Source organism: Paenibacillus athensensis, from assembly GCF_004514475.2.
Classification (GTDB): Bacteria; Bacillota; Bacilli; order Paenibacillales; family NBRC-103111; genus Paenibacillus_AL; species Paenibacillus_AL athensensis.
Genome location: NZ_MYFO02000005.1, coordinates 171,081 through 190,898, shown reverse-complemented (window position 1 = coordinate 190,898; position 19,818 = coordinate 171,081). Strand labels below are relative to the sequence as shown.

Here is a 19,818-nt window from a genome sequence, read left to right as displayed (position 1 = left end):
CAAGTGCCAGAAGGACAGAAAAAAAGCCCCAAGGGGGCTGCGGCCTAGCTCAGCAGATGCTTGTAGGCGCTGTAGTCAATCTCCTGCTTGTCCAAAAAGCTGGTCAAGCTCTTGTAGTCGCGGCGCGGCGTAGCAAGAATATAGCCTTTGATGCAGTGGTCGCGAGATACTTCGGACGCACCTTCCTCCAGCGCCAGCTGGCCGATTCTGGCGGCAATGGAGTGCTTGGCAATATCGCGGAAAGGAGTTGGCACCGGGGACACGAGCTGGTCAAGCAGCTGCTTGGAGTCGTCGGTCCACAGATGGCGGGAGTGATCGACGTAATAATTTTGCCAGTCGAGCTTCGATTTGCCGTCTTCCTTGGGCAGCACCTTGAGGAATTTGCGGAACATGAAGTAGCCGCCGACGGACATAAAGAACAGCAGGACGAAAACCCAAAATAAAATAAACCACATAAACCCGGTTGGAGCCATAGATCGGTCACCTCTTCAAGTGCTGAATTCCAATAAGAATTATACCTTATTTCTAGATTTCTGGCGACTTTCCTTGTAAAATAGGAGGGAAATGACCAAATGCAAAGGAGCAGCATAAATGCCTAAAATGGGTTCCCACGTTTCTTTTTCCGATAAAGGGTTGTTAAATGCAGCGGAAGAAGCGATTTCCTACGGATCTTCCACATTTATGATATACACCGGGGCGCCGCAAAATACGCGCCGCAAGCCGATTGAAACGCAATATATCGAAGAGGGCCGGGCGCTGATGGACAAGCACGGGATCGACGAAATCATCGTGCATGCGCCGTATATCATTAATCTTGGATCGTACAAGCCCGACACGTACCAGTTGGCCGTAAGCTTCCTGCAGGAAGAAATTCGTCGCACGGATTACCTTGGCGTACGCAATATCGTGCTGCATCCGGGCGCTTACACGGATATGGACCCGGAGTACGGGGTTAACCGCATCGCCGAAGGGCTGAACGAGGTGCTGGCCGGCGTCATGGATACGCAAGTGAACATTGCGCTGGAGACGATGGCCGGCAAGGGCTCGGAAATCGGCCGGAGCTTTGAGGAAATCGCCGAAATCATGGACAAGGTTGAATTTAACAACCGCTTGACGGTGTGTCTGGATACATGCCACGTTCATGACGCGGGCTACGATATCGTAAACGATCTGGACGGCGTGCTGGAGCAGTTCGACAAGGTCGTTGGCGTGGACAAAATCGCGGTGCTGCATTTGAACGACAGCAAAAATGCGCGCGGCGCGTCCAAGGACCGCCATGCTCCGGTCGGCTCCGGCTGGATCGGCTTTGAAGCGATGAATCGCATCGTCGGCCACGAGCAGCTGCGGCACCTGCCGATGATTCTGGAGACACCGTGGATCGGCAAGCAAGCGAACAAGGAGCGTCCGATGTACGAGGCGGAAATCGCTTTATTGTCGGGGAATCTGCAGGGGCGCTTCGGCGGCGAGTTCTTGACCGATGTGGAGCGGATCGGTCATCTGATGGCCAAGAAGGAGATTCATCATCGCGAGTATGTTCTGAACATCTGGCAGCTGCTCAAGAACGACGCCAAGGCGAAAAAAGCCGACGGCCGCGAGCCGATGGAACGACTGTACGATATATTGCAGGAAGAGCGCCTGTTCCCCGAATTAAGCGAGGAGCAAATCAATCAGCGGCTGACCGTATGGCTGGCCGGCGAAGCGGCGTTAAGAAACGCGTAAGCGGACAAGCTGGCCGATTGCCGGTCAAACGGCCATAGGATCGGAAGCGCGCAAGCAGCGCGTCATTTTGGGCAGGAGGGTGAACATGAATCGGGTAGCAGGCAGCGCGCCGGGGCACAGCGGACAAGCAGCGGCCAATCGGGCGCGAATGTTGATTTCATGTCCGGATCAGCCGGGCATTGTGGCGGCAGTATCGCAATTTTTATTTGAATGCGGGGCCAATATTGTTCAATCGGATCAATATACGATGGACCCGGAGGGCGGGATGTTTTTTATCCGCATCGAGTTTGATTTGCCGGAGCTGGAAGAGCGGCTGGAGGGGCTTAAACGCGATTTTGGCGTGGTGGCCGACCGCTTTCGCATGGCGTGGAGCTTGTCGCAGGCCAGCTATAAGAAGCGGCTGGCGATTTTCGTCTCCAAGGAGGATCACTGCTTGCTGGAGCTGCTATGGCACTGGCGCGCAGGCGACTTGAACGCCGACATTGCGATGGTGGTCAGCAATCATCCGGATATGCGCGAGCTGGTGGAGCCGTTCGGCATTCCGTATCATTATATTCCGGTAACGGCCGAAACGAAGCAGGAGGCGGAGCGCAGGCAGCTGGAGGTCGTGGGCGAGGACGTGGATACGATTATTTTGGCCCGCTATATGCAGATTGTGTCGCCGTCGTTCATCGAGCGTTACGCCAACCGGATCATCAACATCCACCACTCGTTTCTTCCGGCGTTTGTCGGCGGCAAGCCGTATGCGCAGGCGCATAACCGCGGAGTGAAAATTATCGGCGCAACGGCGCATTACGTGACGGATGAGCTGGACGGCGGTCCGATCATCGAGCAGGACGTGCAGCGCGTCAGCCATCGCGACAATGTCGAGGATTTGAAGCGGATCGGCCGCCACATCGAGCGGATCGTGCTGGCCCGCGCCGTTGCGTGGCATGTCGAGGACCGGATTATCGTGCACAATAACAAAACGGTTGTGTTCAATTAAGTAGCGGCAGCCCTGCAGGGGTTCGGCGTTTGCCGGCCGGAGCGGGGCTGTTTTTTTGCATGGAACGGGATGCGCTGCATTTGACGGTTTATTGTGGCAAAGCCTTAAAGCAAGTGGTACAATGGTGCAAGCGAGAAGTAAGGCCTGCCGGAGAAGGCGACAAGACGGTCAGGCTTGAAACAAGACTTAGGAGGGACATGAACAAATGACAGTGACGAACAAGTCTATCGAGCAATTGGCTGTGGATACGATCCGCACGCTCGGCATCGATGCGATCGAGAAAGCTAACTCGGGCCATCCGGGTATCGTGATGGGCGCGGCTCCTATGGCCTATGTGCTGTGGACTCAACATATGAAGCATAATCCGGCGAATCCGCAGTGGTTTAACCGCGACCGATTCGTGCTTTCGGCCGGACACGGCTCGATGCTGCTATACAGCCTGCTGCACCTGTGCGGCTACGATCTGCCAATGGAAGAGATTCAAAATTTCCGTCAATGGGACAGCAAAACGCCAGGCCACCCGGAATTCGGGCATACGCCGGGCGTTGACGCAACGACGGGACCGCTTGGACAAGGCGTTGGCATGGCGGTCGGTATGGCGATGGCGGAAGCGCATTTGCGCGATACGTACAACAAGGATAATTTCCCGCTTGTCGATCATTACACGTATGCGCTTTGCGGCGACGGCGACATGATGGAAGGCGTAGCGGCCGAAGCGGTATCCCTGGCCGGCCATTTGAAGCTCGGCAAGCTGATCATGCTGTACGATTCCAACGATATTTCGCTGGACGGCGACTTGAATATGGCGTTCTCGGAAAATGTACAGCTGCGCTTCGAAGCCTGCGGCTGGCAGGTGCTGCGCGTTGAGGAGCAAAACGATCTGGCGGCGATTTCGCGGGCGCTTGCCGAAGCGAAAGCGGACACCACGCGTCCAACGCTGATTGAAGTGAAAACGACCATCGGCTTCGGCAGCCCGAACAAGGGCGGCAAGGGCGGTCACGTCGGTCCGCACGGCTCGCCGCTTGGCGTCGAGGAAACGAAGCTGACGAAGGGCGTGTACGGCTGGCCGCTGGAGCCAAGCTTCCACGTGCCGGTCGAGGTGCGCGAGCACTACGGCAAAGTGAAGGAAAGCGGCATTCAGGCCGAGCAAGCCTGGAACGTGCTGCTGGAGGGCTACAAGGCCGCGTATCCGGAGCTGGGCGAGCAGTTCAGCCGCGCGGTGGCCGGCGAGCTGCAGGAGGGCTGGGAAGAGGCGCTGCCAACGTACACGCCGGCCGATAAGCCACTGGCGACGCGTGCCGCTTCGGGCAATGCGATCAACGCGATTGCCGGCAAGCTGCCGCAGCTGATCGGCGGTTCCGCCGACTTGGCCAGCTCGAACAACACGATGATCAAAGGCGAAGCCAACTACCAGCCGGGCAGCTATGCCGGCCGCAATCTCTGGTTCGGCGTGCGCGAATTCGGTATGGGGACGGCGATGAACGGCATGGCGCTGCACGGCGGCGTGCGCGTCTACGGCGCTACGTTCTTCGTCTTCTCCGACTACCTGCGCGCTTCGATCCGCTTGGCGTCGCTGATGAAGCTGCCGGTTATCTACGTGCTGACGCATGACAGCATCGCCGTAGGCGAAGACGGCCCGACGCACGAGCCGATCGAGCAGCTGCCTGCGCTGCGCGTCATTCCAGGCATCACGGTATTGCGTCCGGCAGATGCGAATGAGACGTCTGAAGCTTGGCGTTTTGCGCTCAAGAATCAGGACGGTCCGGTTGCGCTGGTGCTGACGCGGCAAAATCTGCCGGTGCTCGAAGGCTCCGCGGAGCTGGCCAAAGCGAATCTCGGCAAAGGCGGCTACGTGATCTCCGATGCAGCCAACGGCAAGCCGGATGCGCAAATTCTGGCGACGGGCTCCGAGGTTCAGCTGGCGGTAGCGGCGCAAAAGCTGCTGCAAGCCGAAGGCATCCACGTGCGTGTCGTCAGCCTGCCGAGCCTGGAGCTGTTCGCGAAGCAGTCCAAGGAATACCGCGACTCGGTCATCCTGCCGGACGTCCGCAAGCGTCTGGCTGTAGAAATGGCGTACCCGCTCGGCTGGGAACGCTATACGGGCGACGAAGGCGACATTCTGGGCATCAGCACGTTCGGCGCATCGGCGCCAGGTGATCTGGTGATGAGAAACTACGGCTTTACGCCGGAGAATGTCGCGGCGCGCGTGAAGGCTCTGCTTTCCTAATCGCAACTATGGCGAGGGCGGGCCCAAGCGGCCTGCCGTGCTACTTATTATAGAGGGGGATTTACGAACCATGTCCAGCTTTGAAAATGTAACGGTATTGACGAAAGCCAACGTCTATTTTGACGGAAAAGTAACGAGCCGTACGGTTGTTTTTGCCGACGGTACGAAAAAAACGCTCGGCATTTTGCTGCCTGGCGAATACGAATTCGGTACGGATACGAAAGAGATTATGGAAATTCAAGCCGGTGAGCTGAAGGTGCTGCTGCCAGGCGCAACTGAGTGGACCATAATTAGCGGTCAAGGCGAATTCACGGTGCCTGCTAACACGAAATTCAAGCTCGAAGTTTCCAAAGTGAGCGACTACATCTGCTCGTATATCAGCGAGTAGACGGAACCAACTCCGGCTCCGGCCGATGTGTACGAACGAACAAAAGCCTCCCGCAACCGCCGTTAGGGCGACTGCGAGAGGCTTTTTCTTACGCTGATCTACAGCGCGTATTCGATATGATCCTGAATGTACTGCTCCAGCTTGATCCGCACATAGGGCGGCAGGCCGGACAGCATGCAGCCGTAGCGGAATTGCTCGGCTTTGGCTTCGATGCGGATGACGCGCGCGGTAATCGGCGGCAGCTCGGCTTCCTGCGGAAAGTGAATGACGATGAACATGTCCTGGGCCAGCGGGAAGTCAGAGGAAATCTGCAAGCCGCTTTCCGACAGGTCGTAGAGCGTCCCTTCGATATTTTGCCCGGAGAACGAGCCCTCCTGCTCCCATTGGTAGATCGACAGCAGCAGCTTGATGTTCAGCCTGACGCGCGTATCGCGGCGGCGTTCGCGGCCGGACAGCGGCGTGGACGGTTTCAGGTCGGCAGCGGCGTTAGCTGCGGAAGCGGAAGCGGGGCGTTCGACCGTCTCGTGCATCCAGTCTTCGTAGACCTGAATAACGGCGCTTAAATCGAGGTCGCCCAGTCCTTTGCTGAGCCCCATCTGGAATACGCTGGACGCTGCGTGCAGTGTGGGGGTTGGCAATTGGAACGAGCCACCGGCTTGTGCGGCAAGCAGCAGGTCCTTGAGCATCAGCTTCAGGGAGAACTGGTTGCTGAAGTCGCGATCGAGAATTTTGTCGCCCTTCAGCTCGGCTTGCTTGCTGTTTGCGCCGCCAGAGCGGACAATTTCCAGGAATTGGTCCGGCTTCACGCCAGCTTTGACGGCAATGGCCAATCCTTCCATCAAGCCGATGGCGTTAATGCCCACGGTTGTGTTATGCGCAAGCTTGGCGTATGAGCCGGAGCCCGACGGCCCCAGATACAGCGCCTTGCTGCCCATTGCCGCAAACACGTCGCGGTGCTCATCGAACACCTCTTCGCTACCCCCGACCATAAACGTCAGCGTACCGGCTTCGGCAGCCGGCTTGCTGCCGGTAACCGGCGCGTCGAGGAAGTCGACGTAATGCGCAGCAAGCTCGTCGGCCAGTCTGCGGCTTGTTTGCGGCGACACGGTGCTGCAATCGATAACGCTCAGCGCCGGGTGCAGCCCGCTCAGCACGCCATGCTCGCTGTAGAAGGTGTCGAGCAGTACTTCATCGTTGCTGAGCATCGTAATCAGCACATCGGCGCCGTGCGCCGCTTCGGCCGGTGTGAGCGCGGTATCGGCTCCCAGCCGGACGAGTTCTTCGGTTTTTTCCACTGTGCGGTTATATACGGTAACGGTGTAGCCCTTGTGAATCAGGTTCGCGGCCATCGGCTTGCCCATCGTGCCCAGCCCGATAAATGCGATGCGTTTCATTCAATCACCTCGGCATTAGTTTGGTTCAACTCTTTCCATTCTATCACGTCGAAACTTTCGTGTGAATGTCAGACTTCGCTTGCAATTAAGCGATCAAATAAGTATGCTAGGAAAAGGGAAAAAACAGTGTTGGAGGAGAGAAAGTTGAGCCATACCTTAAAGTTTGATTACAGCAAAGCTTTATCGTTTTTTTCGCAGCATGAAGTGGACTATTTGTCCGAGCAGGTAAAGCTTGCTCACGATCAGCTGCACAACAAGACCGGAGCCGGCTCCGATTACGTAGGTTGGGTCGATCTGCCCGCCGATTACGACCGTGAAGAGTTCGCCCGCATTCAAGCGGCTGCCAAGCAAATTCAATCCGATTCCGACGCGCTGGTCGTCATTGGCATCGGCGGCTCGTATCTGGGCGCCCGTGCGGCGATCGAGATGCTGTCGCATTCTTTCTATAATTTGCTGCCTCAGGACAAGCGCAAGACGCCGGAAATTTATTTCGTCGGCAACAATATCAGCTCCACCTACGTGACGCATCTGCTGCAATTGCTGGAGGGGAAAAATTTCTCCGTCAACGTCATTTCCAAATCGGGCACGACGACGGAGCCGGCGATTGCGTTCCGCATTTTCCGCGAGCTGCTGGAGAAGAAATACGGCAAGGAAGCGGCGCGCAAGCGCATCTACGCCACGACCGACCAAGCCAAGGGCGCTTTGAAAAAGCTGGCGACAGAGGAAGGCTACGAGTCGTTCGTCATTCCTGACGACGTAGGCGGCCGCTATTCTGTACTGACAGCGGTAGGTCTGCTGCCAATCGCCACAGCCGGCATCGACATCGAAGCGATGATGCAGGGCGCAGCCGACGCGCGCACGGCTTACAGCAACCCGAACCTGGCTGACAACGCCAGCTACCAATATGCGGCTGTCCGCAACGCCTTGTACCGCAAAGGCAAAACGATCGAAATTCTCGTCAACTACGAGCCGTCGCTGCATTTTGTATCCGAGTGGTGGAAGCAGCTGTTCGGCGAAAGCGAAGGCAAGGACGGCAAGGGCATCTATCCGGCCTCCGTCGATTTCTCCACCGATCTGCATTCGATGGGCCAATTCGTGCAGGAAGGCAACCGCATTTTGTTCGAAACGGTCATTCAAGTCGAGCAGGTGCCTGAGCAAATTACGATTGGCACCGATGCCGACGATCTGGACGGCTTGAACTTCCTGTCCGGCCAGACGATGGATTTCGTCAACAAGAAGGCGTTCGAAGGCACGATGCTTGCGCATTCCGACGGCGGCGTGCCGAACCTGATCGTGACACTGGCCGATATGACGCCGTACACGTTCGGCTATATGGTGTATTTTTTCGAAAAAGCCTGCGGCATCAGCGGCTACCTGCTGGGCGTGAATCCGTTCGATCAGCCGGGTGTAGAAGCCTATAAGCGCAACATGTTCGCGCTGCTTGGCAAACCGGGCTACGAGAAGGAAAAAGCGGAGCTGGAAGCCCGCTTGCAGCAATAGACGCTTTGCGATTGAGCCTACCTGGGGGTAGGCTTTTTTGCGCTTGGGCGGCGGTGCGGGCCGCTCCGATCAGAAGGGCGCGCTCGTGCGGCAGCGGTCGCGAATTTTGATTTTTTCCCAAGAAATGTCTAGGAAGTGTGGGAATGATATTGTGGAAGCGTTCCAAAGTACGATAGAATGAAGAAAACATGGAGACAAGGATTGGATATGCCAGCTTATAAAACGGTTCAAGCGTATGGAGCAGCGGAAATCGTGATCAAACGGTCGCGTTTCATCGGACATGCCCGGCCGGTCGCCAGCGAGGAAGAAGCGTTGCGCTTTATTGGCGAGATCAAAAAGCAGCACGGGACAGCCACGCACAACTGCTCCGCTTATGTGATCGGCGAGCGCGATCAGATCCAGAAGCAGTCGGACGACGGAGAGCCGAGCGGTACGGCCGGCAAGCCGATTTTGGAAGTGATTAAGCATCAGGGGCTGAAAAATGTCGCTGTGGTCGTCACCCGTTATTTTGGCGGGATCATGCTGGGAGCGGGCGGGCTGATCCGTGCGTATACCGACGGGGCGGTTACCGGCATCGAAGCAGCGCAGCCGGTTTATATGGTCAGCCACCGCCGGATTCTCGTCGAGGTGGACTATACGTGGTACGGCAAGCTGGAAAATGAGCTTCGCGGCCGCGGTTTGCTGCTTGGCGAAACCAGCTTTACGGACAAGGTTTGCGTCGAATGTCTGCCTTTGTCCGAGGAAGCGGATGCGCTGACGGTGTGGCTGACGGATTTGACGCAGGGGCAAGCGGAGCTTACCATTGGCGAAGACGCCTATCTGGCGCATAAGGAGCTGCCGTGACAGGGCCGAGGCTGTGCATCTACATCACGATAAAGACGGAGGGATCGTATGGCAAGAAAAGCGGTTGCGCAGGAGCTGAGCCGGGAACGCATTCTGGAGGAATCGCGGGAGCTGTTTTACCAGCATGGCTACCGTTCTTTGACGATGCGGAGCATTGCCAAGGCGATGGGATACAGTCACGGAGCGCTGTATTATCATTTTAAGGAAAAAGCGGAGCTGTTCTATGCGCTGATCAAGGATGATTTCAGCATCCTGCTCAAACGACAGCGCGAAATGGTCCAGCGTGAGGAGCAATATAGCGTCAATCTGCTGCAAAAGCTGATGCTGGAGTTCATCTGGTTCGGGCTGAACAATCCGAATCATTACGAGATGATGTTCATGATTCAGGAGCCGGAGCTGCTGCGCTATTCGCGGACCGAGCAGGCGCAATGTCTCGATTTGTTCGCGGCTGTGCTTAAATGCGTGCTCAAGGATCAGGAGGAGCTGGCTGAGAACAAATATATGCTGCCTTGGAACGTATTTATGTCGCTGCACGGCTTTATTTCGTATTCGATTCATTTCAAAATCAGCTATGAAGAGGTGCGGAAGCTCGCCGAGGAGCATGTGCGGCTGATTTGCCGCAGTCTGGGGCTGACGGCAGCGGATTCGCCGCGTCCGCCGTTGGTTTCCGGGACGGGACCGGCAGCGGTATCGCTGTAGGTCGGCTGTTTTTTTGCGGAGCGCACGTGTCAATGCTACAATAAGGGCAGGCTGCGCCAAAGGAAAGGATGAACGGAAGCGATGGATTTATCCCAATTTTCCGAAGAGAACATTGAATTTATGTTTGAGGAAATCAAGAAAAAGCTGCGTATGGCCACGGGCGGTTCGATCAAAGGCGCGAATCTGAAGCCGGAGGCTTACGAGGATTTAAAGGATTTGTACGAAATGGTCGCCAGCAAGGACAAATTCAGCATTAGCGAAATTGACGCAATTACCTCCGAGCTGGGCAAGCTGCGCAAGGCGTAAGCAACGCCATAAGGAGGACGTCTGCTGGTGTTAGTACGGTGGAATCCTTGGGAACAACCTCATCTTCATCTGCTGCTTGGCGGAGAGAGAGGTTGTTTTTTTGTTGCGACTTTCTTGCAGGAAACTAGTTCTAAATGTTGAATATATTTTACAATATCGTAATATATAATTGAAACGAAGGTGGAGTTATTCGTGAGCTGAAGGTAGACATTGACGTGATTCGTAGCTTGACGCAGGATGCAGGCCGGCAGCAGGGATGTATGAATGAAGTTCGCAGCGGTGCGGGGCTATTGGTCTATGGGCTGGAGGTCGGCATCTCGGCGCGTCGGGGCATTTCTGGGCGGCTCAATAAAGCGCAACGCGACGTGGACGGCTTGCAGCAGCGGCTGGCCAGCCTGTATGCTTGTATGCAGGAAGCGATGGACCGTTATCAGCGGATGGAGGACGGTTTGGCCAGCCAAGCGCGACATATGCTGGAGCGGCAGTCGCTGCCGTCTTCTTATCCGGACATTCCGGGCCTGATCTGGTCCAAAGTGCCGGACAATATGAAACAGCAATTGCTGGACAGTATCGCCAACGCCGAGCAGCAAAAATACAACATTCCGGGTCTTCATTGGGACCAGGTGCCGGCGAATTTGCGCGATCAGCTGCGGGCGAGCATCGATCAGGCGGCACAGCAGCGGGCCTACCGCACGGCGGAGGAATCGACGGAGCTGACCGAGCGCAACCCGCAAGCATTCAAGGCGATGGTTGGCGGCTACGAGCGGGAGCATCCGGGCAGCCATACGGTGTATTATATCGACGGACAGGGTAATCGGACGCTGATGGATTTTGACAGGCTGCAGGAGTTGGTCGCTGTGTACAATCGGCAAGGAGGCAACTACCTGCCCGGCGATATTTTGCTGATGATGCCTGTGGACTACACGCCGTTTTTCCTGTATGTCATGCAGATGGGCTACGATCCGCGAACGTTCCAGCCGCTGGACCCGCAGAACCTGGAGGCGATGACCGGATATGTGATCGGCCGCAAGGTGGTCGAGGAGGAATCTCGCGAAAAGGCGCGGGCCTGGGAATCGCTGGTGCTCGATCTGACACCGATCGTCGGCTCGATCAAAGCCGTTGTTGACCTCTCCACAGGCAAGGACTCGGTGACAGGCCGCGAGCTCGGCGGCTGGGACTACGGTTTGGCCGGAGCGGCACTGATCGCCCCCGCGGTCGCCAAGCCGATTGCCAAAGGCATCAGTAAAGGGGTTAAAGCGGTTGTTGGCGCAGAGGAAGCGGTGAAGGATGGGGCGCGGGTTGGGGAGAGTGTGGGGAGTTCTTATAAAACGGTAATCAGCGATGAGATGAAAGAAAAAATCCTATTAGGTCAACGCAAAGATCTTGCTAAAAACGAATTGATTGGCGGGCATTCACCGGAGATCACAAATACTCATCCCAATTATGCCGTAGAAGTGGTATCAATAAACACTGACGGAACAAAGAAAGTAAAATTTACAACACAATTTCCAGATGGCAATCTTTCTAAAATTAAGACAAGTACGATATTCCCTGAATCATGGCCCGATAAAAAGATTCTTGATCATATTGCCCAAATAGGCGATACGCCAATGATTGGTCAACGAATAAGGGATGGCGCCACATTACACAGGGGCATTCTTGATGGAGTACAGATTGAAGTTATTAAAATTGGTGATCATGTAATTAGCGGTTATCCAACAGGTGGAGGAGCAACAGCACTACTACCCGGATTCCATTGATTACAGACAGATTTTGTACTGGATTTCATTTCAGGGAGGATGTTGAAATGTTTGAAGAGTTCGATGATTATTTATCTGGTGAATTTACAGTAGATTACTGGTATGATGAAGGATTTTCAATTGCCAGAGAGATTCTGGAAGAATTTAAGGAGAGAGATTGGGAACAATTATTACATTGTGTTCTTTTAAAGCCGATTGACTGGCAAGTTCGATACGCGTATTGTGTTGACAGTGATATGAATGATAAGGCGGTAATAGAAAGTTTACTTTTATTATCGACTGTTGCCGATGAAGAATTATTTACAACGTGTGTTGATTCATTGAGAGTAATGGTTAGTTCACATAATAGAGAGTTACTCTCAAGCGATAAGTCAATTATGAAACGAATTGAAGAAATACTACCACGGTGTGGTGTGGCAACACGAAAGATATTTGAGGATTTTATTGCGAAGCTGTCGGATTAATAGGATTAAATAGCGCTGTAAAGTTTTTCGCCTTTCCGTTACGCGAATCAGGTTGATTATGGTCAGTTTCTACCATGATTGACCTGATTTTTGTTAGGGTAAATGATATTCCTTTGAATTTGATGGGCACAGTTTAGTTGGTTCTAGTGAAGCTGGTTGTAAAAAGGTGACTACGATTTTAATGGCATTGCTGCTAGCAGAATTTTCTGAGGATTTCTCCGGCAATGCAGATTCCAATCATATTCATCGTTGCCCCGAATGTGAAAGTGAAAAGATCGATTTTCAATATGTGGGAGAACCAGGATCAAGGATTGGATTTTTGAGTATTTGGTATGAAAATTGTCTGAATGGTATTCATATATCCAGAGCTAGGGTGCCTGAATCAGCAAAGCTATTTGTTTTTGGGGACAGAGGTCTGGCCGATCTGATGATCCTAACTACGACCAAAGGCGAACGCGCCTGATTTGAATCATGAGATATTCGAATCCAAATTTGAGGGGATTTTCAAAACGAACTATGAGACGGCACATTCTGCGTCTGAAAATTCGGGCAGGGTGGGAGACCTTAGGAGGGATTTCAGTGGCTTCTTTTGTATTATTGCTAAAAGAGTATGAAGACGATGAAAAGGTTATTTATCGTTTTGGCCCAAATGAACAAGCGATGGGAAAAATTGAACTAAATAAACAGGAAGAAACTATACAGGAAATTGAGCCAGTTGAGAACGCTCACAACGATTCAAAATTTTATTTCAATAGAGCGGCTCAGAGATTAGCAAGATGCCTGTATAATGAAAATGGACAGTTTCCCGAAAAAACAACTTTTGAATCGTAATGCTGATAAAAAGTCACTCATAAACGATAAGACGGTTATGAAACGAATTGAAGAAATACGCGAATCAGATTGAATGTGGTCACTTCCAACGATTAACCTAATTTTTGTTAGGATGCAATTCCAACAAAGTGAGGTGGAAAATATGGGTGATTTCCCTGCTTGGTTAAAGCTAACTGTTGATTTATCCGGTAATCCAGATCCCAATCCTATTCGTTATTGTCCAGAATGTGAAAGCGATAAGATTGATTTTCAATATGTTGGAGATCCGTCATCCAGAATTGGATTTTTGAGTATTTGGTGTGAAAATTGTCTGAATGGTATTCATATATCCAGAGTTAAGGCGCCGAAATCAGCAGAGTTACTCGCTTTCGGTGATGCAAACGTCAAAGAAAGGATACCTCATTTTAAACAGGTGATGCGGTAATTTTAGACATAAGGACGAAAGCAGGCCGGTCTGATGGTCCTGACTGCAACCAGACCGCGAACGCGCCTGATTTGCGCGAGGGTCGGGCGAAGGTCCAAGCGTCAGCAGGAAATACGGCGTATAGTGTAGAGCAATGTATCCTTGCTGAAACTCAAAGGAGGTGGAAGCTTGTGTCTTCCCTGATCACGAAAGCAGATGTGAAAAAGCTCGTTGGTCGACAGGTGGTAGCGCTGAAAAAGGACGGCTCGACCGTTTCCGGCAAGCTCGTTCGAATTAAAGGAGATACACTGATTCTCGCACCGAAAAAAGGGAAAAACGTGCAGACCAAAGCGATCATTCCGCTGGTTTTGTTCGACTTGCTGGCGATCGGAACGGCGCCTTATGCCTACGGTCCTTATGGCTACGGTGGCGGATTTGGTTATGGAGGCGGCTTCGGTGGCGGTATTGGCTACGGAGCGGGCCCTGGATTCTGGTGGTAACCGCGGAAATGGAAGAGGGATCTTGCCTGAGAGGGCGGGGTCTCTTTTTCTTTGCAACGGGGCACCGATCTGCGGCTGTTTGCATAGGCTACTACACATGCTTTGACTACGCTTGCCCTGACGTGAAGGCAGGTGGCCGTACGTATGGCGCGGGGCAGGAGTGAGGAGTGAGCTATGCCGACTTCAATCGTTTTTAACATGATCAATGTGAACAATTTGAATACGAACGCCACTGTCGGAATCGGGGAGAATGCGCAATCCAGCTGGGACTCCCACAGCAAGAACAACTACGGCTACGGCGAAAATATCGGCGCAGCGTTCACGGCCAATGTGGCGAATGTGATTTACGATAATGACTTTATCGATGCGCCGATTAACGATCAGGACTTTAAACCGGCCGTCAACAATCAGGTGTAGACGATGGAACAACGACTAGTGGATGGCGGCGGCGAGCTGGTGATTCATTTTGACCGGATTCAGGTGAACGATATTACTTCAGCATCCGGGGTGTTTGTCGGTACAAATACACAATGGAATTGGTCGACGCACAGCAAAAATAATTTTGGTCTCGGCTCGGTATCCGGCGAGGAGAACCATGTGGTCAGCAACATCAATGTCATTTATGACAATGATGCGATTGATTCGCCGATCAGCGGCGGTGACTTTATTGTGGACCGTTAAAATAGGCGGCGCGACGGGCGGCTGCCGGGCGATTACAGGTGAGAACGTGCTAGGCTACTGTCCAGCCGATGCCATTGTAGGAAGCTGCTCGGAGCTGTTGGCGCTCCGGCCTGCAGCCTGCGATGCCGGGTGAGGGGCGTTCATGTAATGCGGTTGTGAAAACGGTGGGCTGTGCGTGCGAAGGGTACCCGCAGAGGCGGGGCAGCAGAGCAACAGGAAACGCGGCTCAGCGGTCTTGGGCTAGTCGCCTTCGGAAGTGGGGGCGGACGGTTCGCCGTTTGCGCCTTCGACCGAGGGAGCGGGGGGCACGCCGCTTTGCGCCGCGGCATTGGCAATGATCTGCTGCAGCCAGTCGGGAATTTCGAAATCGCTCAGGTTCAGCATATCGAGAAAGTCGGCATCATTCAAAAAAGCGCGCGTCCCGGTCAGCTGGTTGTTGTCTCCGGCGACGGAGCCGAAGCCTTGCACCGTTTTTTGATTGCTTTCGAAAGCGGTGGGCCAGTTATTGCCCATGTTGATGCAGGACGCACTTTCCACGGAACCGATGCGAATTGAGCCGATAAAAAAGTTGGGCGACATGAACGATGACATCGCGCTTACACCTCCTTTCGAGGCGGGGCGTTCATGGTGTAGCGAAGCCCGCTGCCGGTGCGGCGGAAGCCGGCGGGCGGCACGGGATCGGCCGCGTGGATCGGCGCCGCAGGATCGGCCGCAGGCTGTGGCGGCCGTGTGCGCTCGGCCGCGTGCGAAGCAGCGGCCGCTGCCGGATCGGCGATGCGGCCTGACGGCGCATCGCGCGGCTCGCGGGCGGCTGGCGTCCCGCCGCCCGGTGCCGCGGTCCCGTCGTCGGACGGGACCGGAGCTGCGCCCGCGCTCCGCGAGGGCGCTTCGCCGCCGCCGCGCGGCGGCGCGCCGGTGCCGACGGTCGTCGGGCCAACATTGGGCCCGACGACCGGAGCCATACCGGCGTCAGCACCAGCGGCATTTGCGCCGCTGGTGGCCGATTTCGGCGGTGCGGGACCGCCGCCGAAATTGTTGCCGAGATTGAGCGCGCCGCTCAACTCGCGAATGTCGAGACGGTCGAGGCGGAACGTCAGATTCTCCAGCACAGGCTGGTGAATATGCAGCGCCTCGATGTGCAGCTCCGGCGCGCGCGTAAGCAGCTCGGACAGCTGGCGCTCCAGCTTGTTGAGCCGCGCTTCCAATTTGTCCAGCGCTGCCGCGCCGTGGGGCGACGGGGCATTCGGGGGGTTATGGCTGTGTGTGCCGCCAGAGGATGCAGCCTGACTGCCGCTGCTTGGGCCTGAGCTTGCTGATCCGCTGGAGCCGCCGCCCAAGCCCACTGCCCGTTTGCTGCTGAACGTCGCGCTTGGTCCGGTCTCGCCGCCGCTGCCGCCGCGTCCCCAGCCCGGCTCCGGCGCCCGTGCCCCGCGAGGCTCTGCGTCAGAATCGCCCGACCCCGCGCCACCGCCGCTGCTGCGTCCCCAGCCCGGCTCCGGTGCCCGCGCCCCGCGAGGCACAGCAGCGGAATCGCCCGATCCCCCACCGCCGCTGCGAGCCCAGCCCGGCTCCGGCGCCTGCGCCCCGCGAGGCTCCGCGCCAGAATCGCCCGATCCCGCACCGCCACCGCTACTGCTACTGCGTCCCCAGCCCGGCTCCGGCGCCCGCGCCCCGCGAGGCACAGCAGCGGAATCGCCCGCCCCCGCGCCACCGCCGCCGCGTCCCCAGCCCGGCTCCGGCGCCCGCGCCCCGCGAGGCTCCGCGCCAGAATCGCCCGACCCCGCGCCACCGCCGCCGCGAGCCCAGCCCGGCTCCGGTGCCTGCGCCCCGCGAGGCACAGCAGCAGAATCGCCCGGCCCCGCGCCACCGCCGCTGCGCGCCGCATCTGTTTTTGCCGCATGGCGTGGCTCTACGCGCTGCACGGCGTTTTTTTTCGACCATAACGAAAACCCCATAGCAGTTCACTTCTTTCGATCCGGGTGTACGAGGTCGAACTGATCGTTGTCGACGACGACCTGATAGCCGCGGGCAACGATATTGCCGCGCCCTTCAACCGAGCCTAGCCCTTGATTGGATTTATCCGAATGCGTACGGTCAAAAATACGATTGTTGCCTTTATTGATAGCCGACGCATCGCCGAGCAAATCAACTTGAAACGATTGGAACCGAATACGCGTCATAGGCATTTCCCTCCGTTAAATGTTTTTCAGGGGTAAGCGGATGGATCGGACAAGCAAGCAGTTAGCAGCCAATCAGCCCGGCGCAACGCATGGCCGCAGGCAGATTCATCGCTGCAGAGCGCAGCGCAAAGATGCAGCCCGCTTTATTAGTATATGGGGGGATCAGGGAATCTTTCGTCGCGTCGGTAAAAAATAAACGCCCGGCAACAGCCGGACGTCAGCGAAAATGAATCGGTACCGGCGTTTCCGCCGCTTCTTCGGCCACGGGCATGCGAATAATCAGCAGGCCGTTGCCGTAATGCGCCCGCATCGCTTGCGGGGCTGCGTTGCGCGGCAGCTGGATGCGCCGCTCGAACGTGCCAAAGAAACGCTCCGAGAGCAGCATCTGCTCGTCGGTTACGCCGTAAGGCCGGACGATCGAGCCGCGAACGACCAGCTCGCGCTCCTGCTGGACGAGTTTGATCAGCTCGGGTGAAGTGAGGCCTGGCAGCTCAATCACGATCACCAGCTCGCACGCATTGGCGAACATGTCGATCCGCGGCCCGGACACCGGAATCACGGCAGCGATATCCTGCCAGAAATCCGCGCCCAGCACGTCGCCGGCTTGCGCCTGCAATCCCTTCCAGTCAGGCTTGACCCGCGGGCTTTGCGGTTTCATCGGCTTCACCTGCTTTACGATAAGGATTAGTTAGCTTCCTTACAGCCTATGAGCCTTGTCGCGCGATTATGGCAGCGGTCCCGAATTATCTAGGCGGCGGCAGCTGTCCGTTGCGCTCGGCCAATTGCTGCTGCGCCATGCGGACCAGCTCGCGAACCATCGCTCCGCCAATTGGCCCGCCGACCTTGCCGGCATCTTCGGCGCGCAGCTGTCCGTTGTACCCCGGCTGGAGCGGAATGCCCCGCGAGCGGGCCACTTCATATTTGACCAGATCGGGTCTTTCCGGATTGACTTCATAGCCCTGCTCGCGCATCACTTGTGCCTTCAACTGATTCAGACTGCCTTCCGCTCCCGGAACGGCAGCCCTTCGGCTTCTTCTTGCCATGCGGCATCACCTCTTCGAGCTTAGAATGCCCGACGGCGTAATAAATTAACAGCTTGATGGACCAGCCAGATCAGTGAGACTGCCGCCATCACGTCGTAGCAGACGTTGAACAGGAACAAATGCTTTTCCATATCGGCTTCGCCGTCGCCAATCAGCGGTACAACGAAGGCGGCAGCAGCGATCAAGGGGACGCACAGCAGCGTATCGCAGACGGCGGCTTCATTGCGCGAGCGGGCCCCTGTGCGCACGGCCAGCAGCACCAGCATATACAACACGCCAAAAATCAGCAGCGCGCCAAACGAATGGGGCAGCACCTGCCGCTTCAGCTCGCTCCAGACGGCGAACGAAGAGGAGAGCTGTCCGCGCGCCAAGCCTTCGGCTTTTTCGTAATTGCCGAGATAGCCGGGCCGGATCGTCATGGCGTTCGTGGCGGTCACCTGCAGCTTGTCCAGGAAACGGGCCGGATGGGTTGCGTAAAACCAGGCGATTTTGCCGTGGCTGATATGCGGATAAAACGATTGCATCAGCTCCGCGCTTTGCTGCGGTATCGGTGTGTCCGGCGTAAAATAGTTCGTATTCTGCAGCACGGCCAGCTTGGGATCCAGGCCCAGCTCGCGCAAATCCTGCCCGGGCGTCGGTGAATCCTTGAGGATTCCGTAGTAGACGGCTTGATACTGGTTGATCGTTTTCAGCTCGGCGGGCGCCTTGAGGTACATGATGCCGGCTGTCAGAACAAGCAACGCCGGGACGGCCGCGCTCCAGCGGCGCCATGCCGGCACGGCGGAGAGCGGCAACAGCCGCAGCGCCAGCCCGGCGAGCAGCAGTCCGGCCGGTGCATTCTGCAGCTTGGCTGCGGTCAGGCAAACGGCAGCCGCCGCAAAGCTGGCAAGCGTGCCGAGCCGGGGCGGCCGCTGCTCGGCCAGCCGCAGCGCTGCGGCAAGCGTCAGCAGCAGGAAGACCAGCGACATCGGTTCGCCGAACAGCGAGTTAAAATAGGCGGTGTAGCCGACGTCCAGAAACATCAACAGAAACACAGCGGCGCAAGCGAGCCGGGCTGCTGGCGAAGCGAGCAGCCGCAGGCGCAGCAGCATGGCAAACGCCGTGAGCAGCAGTATGCTGTATACAACGGAGAGGAGGCGGATATCGAACAGCTGGCTGCCTAGCGCCCGTCCGATCAGCGATACCGCCGTCACCAGCGCGACCTCCGCTGAGACGTAGCCGCCTGCGCCCAAATCTGTAAAGGCGAATTGCCGATGCATAAAGGCGAAATATTGGTCGGCGCGGGCTTCCGTCTGATCGGGATAGGCCAAGCCCGCCGTGCCCATAATCCGCAGGAAATCGCCGTTGTCCGCCACGCCGACAATGGGCTTTAGCAGCAGCATAAAGCTCAGAATCAAGGCAGCAGCGGTCAGCGGCAGCCATTCCCAGGTCATTTTGTTTTTCATGCTAAGCTCCCCGTTCAGGCAGCTCCTCCTTGCGACGGAACGTGAAATATTTGTGGCCAACGTAGTTGCAAATGACGTACAGGCCGTTGCCGACGAGAATGGCGCCGTTATGCAGTAGCTTGGCGCTCACGTCGGGCAGCAGCGCGCCTGCGGCTTTCGCCAGTACCATGCCCGCGCCGTAGGAGATGCCGTAGCAAATTAGAATGACGAGCGCAAACCTCCACCAGCTGCTGGCGACGCTAGCCGTTGAGCGGAATGTGAAGCTGCGGTTCAGCGCATAGCTGACGACAGCGCCAATCGTGTTGCCTGCAAAGGTGGAAGCCCAATAGCCTAGCCCGAAGACGTTGAAAAAAAGAAAGCTGGCCGACAGGCCGACCAGCGTGTTGAACACTCCGACGAGCAAAAAGCGGGCAAAGCTGCCCGTGACCAGCTTGCGCAGCGTACTCATGG

The 19,818-nt window shown here is 56.2% G+C and carries 25 protein-coding genes; 16 read left to right on the top strand and 9 right to left on the bottom strand.

Annotation, left to right across the window (positions count from 1 at the left end; genetic code table 11):
* Nucleotides 1–44 precede the first annotated feature (44 nt).
* The gene (locus B5M42_RS11515) at nucleotides 45–473 is read right to left on the bottom strand and encodes a DUF2621 domain-containing protein (RefSeq protein WP_134751492.1); all 429 of its coding nucleotides are present in this window, start codon (nucleotides 471–473) and stop codon (nucleotides 45–47) included.
* 118 nt (nucleotides 474–591) lie between these two features.
* On the opposite strand from B5M42_RS11515, the gene B5M42_RS11510 reads away from it, so the two are divergent.
* The 4 genes from B5M42_RS11510 (at nucleotide 592) to ppnP (ending at nucleotide 5,319) form a co-directional block, all read left to right on the top strand.
* Complete coding sequence (locus tag B5M42_RS11510) at nucleotides 592–1,719, top strand: deoxyribonuclease IV (RefSeq protein WP_134751494.1); 1,128 nt, start codon at nucleotides 592–594, stop codon at nucleotides 1,717–1,719.
* An 85-nt stretch (nucleotides 1,720–1,804) separates the two neighbouring features.
* Complete coding sequence (gene purU / locus B5M42_RS11505; RefSeq protein WP_134751496.1) at nucleotides 1,805–2,704, top strand: formyltetrahydrofolate deformylase; 900 nt, start codon at nucleotides 1,805–1,807, stop codon at nucleotides 2,702–2,704.
* 205 nt (nucleotides 2,705–2,909) lie between these two features.
* A complete protein-coding gene (gene tkt / locus B5M42_RS11500; RefSeq protein WP_134751498.1) occupies nucleotides 2,910–4,931 on the top strand; it encodes a transketolase in 2,022 nt (673 codons plus the stop codon).
* Between the two features lie 70 nt (nucleotides 4,932–5,001).
* Nucleotides 5,002–5,319 carry a pyrimidine/purine nucleoside phosphorylase gene (gene ppnP, locus B5M42_RS11495; RefSeq protein ID WP_134751500.1) on the top strand — a complete coding sequence of 106 codons (318 nt, stop codon included), beginning with the start codon at nucleotides 5,002–5,004 and terminating at the stop codon, nucleotides 5,317–5,319.
* A 98-nt stretch (nucleotides 5,320–5,417) separates the two neighbouring features.
* On the opposite strand, the gene B5M42_RS11485 is transcribed toward ppnP, so the two are convergent.
* Complete coding sequence (locus tag B5M42_RS11485) at nucleotides 5,418–6,713, bottom strand: NAD(P)-binding domain-containing protein (RefSeq protein WP_134751502.1); 1,296 nt, start codon at nucleotides 6,711–6,713, stop codon at nucleotides 5,418–5,420.
* A 144-nt stretch (nucleotides 6,714–6,857) separates the two neighbouring features.
* Between B5M42_RS11485 and B5M42_RS11480 the strand changes: the two genes are divergently transcribed.
* The 12 genes from B5M42_RS11480 to B5M42_RS11425 all read left to right on the top strand — a co-directional run bounded on the left by B5M42_RS11480 (nucleotide 6,858) and on the right by B5M42_RS11425 (nucleotide 14,700).
* Nucleotides 6,858–8,213 carry a glucose-6-phosphate isomerase gene (locus tag B5M42_RS11480; RefSeq protein WP_134751504.1) on the top strand — a complete coding sequence of 452 codons (1,356 nt, stop codon included), beginning with the start codon at nucleotides 6,858–6,860 and terminating at the stop codon, nucleotides 8,211–8,213.
* Between the two features lie 207 nt (nucleotides 8,214–8,420).
* Nucleotides 8,421–9,056, top strand: coding sequence for a YigZ family protein (locus B5M42_RS11475; RefSeq protein WP_134751506.1), 636 nt, complete (start codon nucleotides 8,421–8,423; stop codon nucleotides 9,054–9,056).
* A 48-nt stretch (nucleotides 9,057–9,104) separates the two neighbouring features.
* The gene (locus tag B5M42_RS11470) at nucleotides 9,105–9,755 is read left to right on the top strand and encodes a TetR/AcrR family transcriptional regulator (protein ID WP_134751507.1); all 651 of its coding nucleotides are present in this window, start codon (nucleotides 9,105–9,107) and stop codon (nucleotides 9,753–9,755) included.
* A gap of 81 nt (nucleotides 9,756–9,836) precedes the next feature.
* Nucleotides 9,837–10,061 (top strand): DUF1128 domain-containing protein, encoded by a 225-nt coding sequence (locus tag B5M42_RS11465; protein ID WP_134751509.1) that lies wholly within the window; start codon nucleotides 9,837–9,839, stop codon nucleotides 10,059–10,061.
* Nucleotides 10,062–10,321: 260 nt separating this feature from the next.
* Nucleotides 10,322–11,821, top strand: a complete 1,500-nt coding sequence (locus B5M42_RS11460; RefSeq protein ID WP_134751511.1) for a pre-toxin TG domain-containing protein — start codon at nucleotides 10,322–10,324, stop codon at nucleotides 11,819–11,821.
* 47 nt (nucleotides 11,822–11,868) lie between these two features.
* On the top strand, nucleotides 11,869–12,285 hold the full coding sequence (locus B5M42_RS11455) for a hypothetical protein (protein ID WP_134751513.1): 417 nt from the start codon (nucleotides 11,869–11,871) through the stop codon (nucleotides 12,283–12,285).
* Between the two features lie 166 nt (nucleotides 12,286–12,451).
* Entirely contained in the window at nucleotides 12,452–12,748 is a 297-nt protein-coding gene (locus B5M42_RS11450) for a hypothetical protein (RefSeq protein ID WP_134751515.1), read from the top strand.
* A gap of 116 nt (nucleotides 12,749–12,864) precedes the next feature.
* Nucleotides 12,865–13,116 carry a hypothetical protein gene (locus B5M42_RS11445; protein ID WP_134751517.1) on the top strand — a complete coding sequence of 84 codons (252 nt, stop codon included), beginning with the start codon at nucleotides 12,865–12,867 and terminating at the stop codon, nucleotides 13,114–13,116.
* Between the two features lie 142 nt (nucleotides 13,117–13,258).
* Nucleotides 13,259–13,540, top strand: a complete 282-nt coding sequence (locus B5M42_RS11440; protein ID WP_134751519.1) for a hypothetical protein — start codon at nucleotides 13,259–13,261, stop codon at nucleotides 13,538–13,540.
* Nucleotides 13,541–13,710: 170 nt separating this feature from the next.
* Nucleotides 13,711–14,019: a 50S ribosomal protein L33 gene (locus B5M42_RS11435; protein ID WP_134751521.1), complete on the top strand. Its 309-nt coding sequence runs from the start codon at nucleotides 13,711–13,713 to the stop codon at nucleotides 14,017–14,019.
* A gap of 174 nt (nucleotides 14,020–14,193) precedes the next feature.
* Nucleotides 14,194–14,436, top strand: coding sequence for a spore germination protein (locus tag B5M42_RS11430; RefSeq protein WP_134751523.1), 243 nt, complete (start codon nucleotides 14,194–14,196; stop codon nucleotides 14,434–14,436).
* A 3-nt stretch (nucleotides 14,437–14,439) separates the two neighbouring features.
* Nucleotides 14,440–14,700, top strand: coding sequence for a hypothetical protein (locus B5M42_RS11425; protein WP_134751525.1), 261 nt, complete (start codon nucleotides 14,440–14,442; stop codon nucleotides 14,698–14,700).
* Between the two features lie 240 nt (nucleotides 14,701–14,940).
* Here the strand turns inward: B5M42_RS11425 and B5M42_RS11420 are convergent, their stop codons facing one another.
* The 7 genes from B5M42_RS11420 to B5M42_RS11390 all read right to left on the bottom strand — a co-directional run bounded on the left by B5M42_RS11420 (nucleotide 14,941) and on the right by B5M42_RS11390 (nucleotide 19,816).
* Nucleotides 14,941–15,291, bottom strand: a complete 351-nt coding sequence (locus B5M42_RS11420; RefSeq protein WP_134751526.1) for a hypothetical protein — start codon at nucleotides 15,289–15,291, stop codon at nucleotides 14,941–14,943.
* A 5-nt stretch (nucleotides 15,292–15,296) separates the two neighbouring features.
* A complete protein-coding gene (locus B5M42_RS11415) occupies nucleotides 15,297–16,655 on the bottom strand; it encodes a hypothetical protein (protein WP_230632863.1) in 1,359 nt (452 codons plus the stop codon).
* 6 nt (nucleotides 16,656–16,661) lie between these two features.
* Nucleotides 16,662–16,880 carry a hypothetical protein gene (locus B5M42_RS11410; RefSeq protein ID WP_134757714.1) on the bottom strand — a complete coding sequence of 73 codons (219 nt, stop codon included), beginning with the start codon at nucleotides 16,878–16,880 and terminating at the stop codon, nucleotides 16,662–16,664.
* Nucleotides 16,881–17,097: 217 nt separating this feature from the next.
* Entirely contained in the window at nucleotides 17,098–17,538 is a 441-nt protein-coding gene (locus B5M42_RS11405; protein ID WP_134757712.1) for an Hsp20/alpha crystallin family protein, read from the bottom strand.
* Nucleotides 17,539–17,623: 85 nt separating this feature from the next.
* Entirely contained in the window at nucleotides 17,624–17,923 is a 300-nt protein-coding gene (locus B5M42_RS11400; protein ID WP_134757711.1) for an alpha/beta-type small acid-soluble spore protein, read from the bottom strand.
* Between the two features lie 20 nt (nucleotides 17,924–17,943).
* On the bottom strand, nucleotides 17,944–19,368 hold the full coding sequence (wsfD, locus tag B5M42_RS11395; protein ID WP_134757709.1) for a glycan biosynthesis hexose transferase WsfD: 1,425 nt from the start codon (nucleotides 19,366–19,368) through the stop codon (nucleotides 17,944–17,946).
* A gap of 1 nt (nucleotide 19,369) precedes the next feature.
* The gene (locus B5M42_RS11390; protein ID WP_134757707.1) at nucleotides 19,370–19,816 is read right to left on the bottom strand and encodes a GtrA family protein; all 447 of its coding nucleotides are present in this window, start codon (nucleotides 19,814–19,816) and stop codon (nucleotides 19,370–19,372) included.
* Nucleotides 19,817–19,818: the final 2 nt, after the last annotated feature.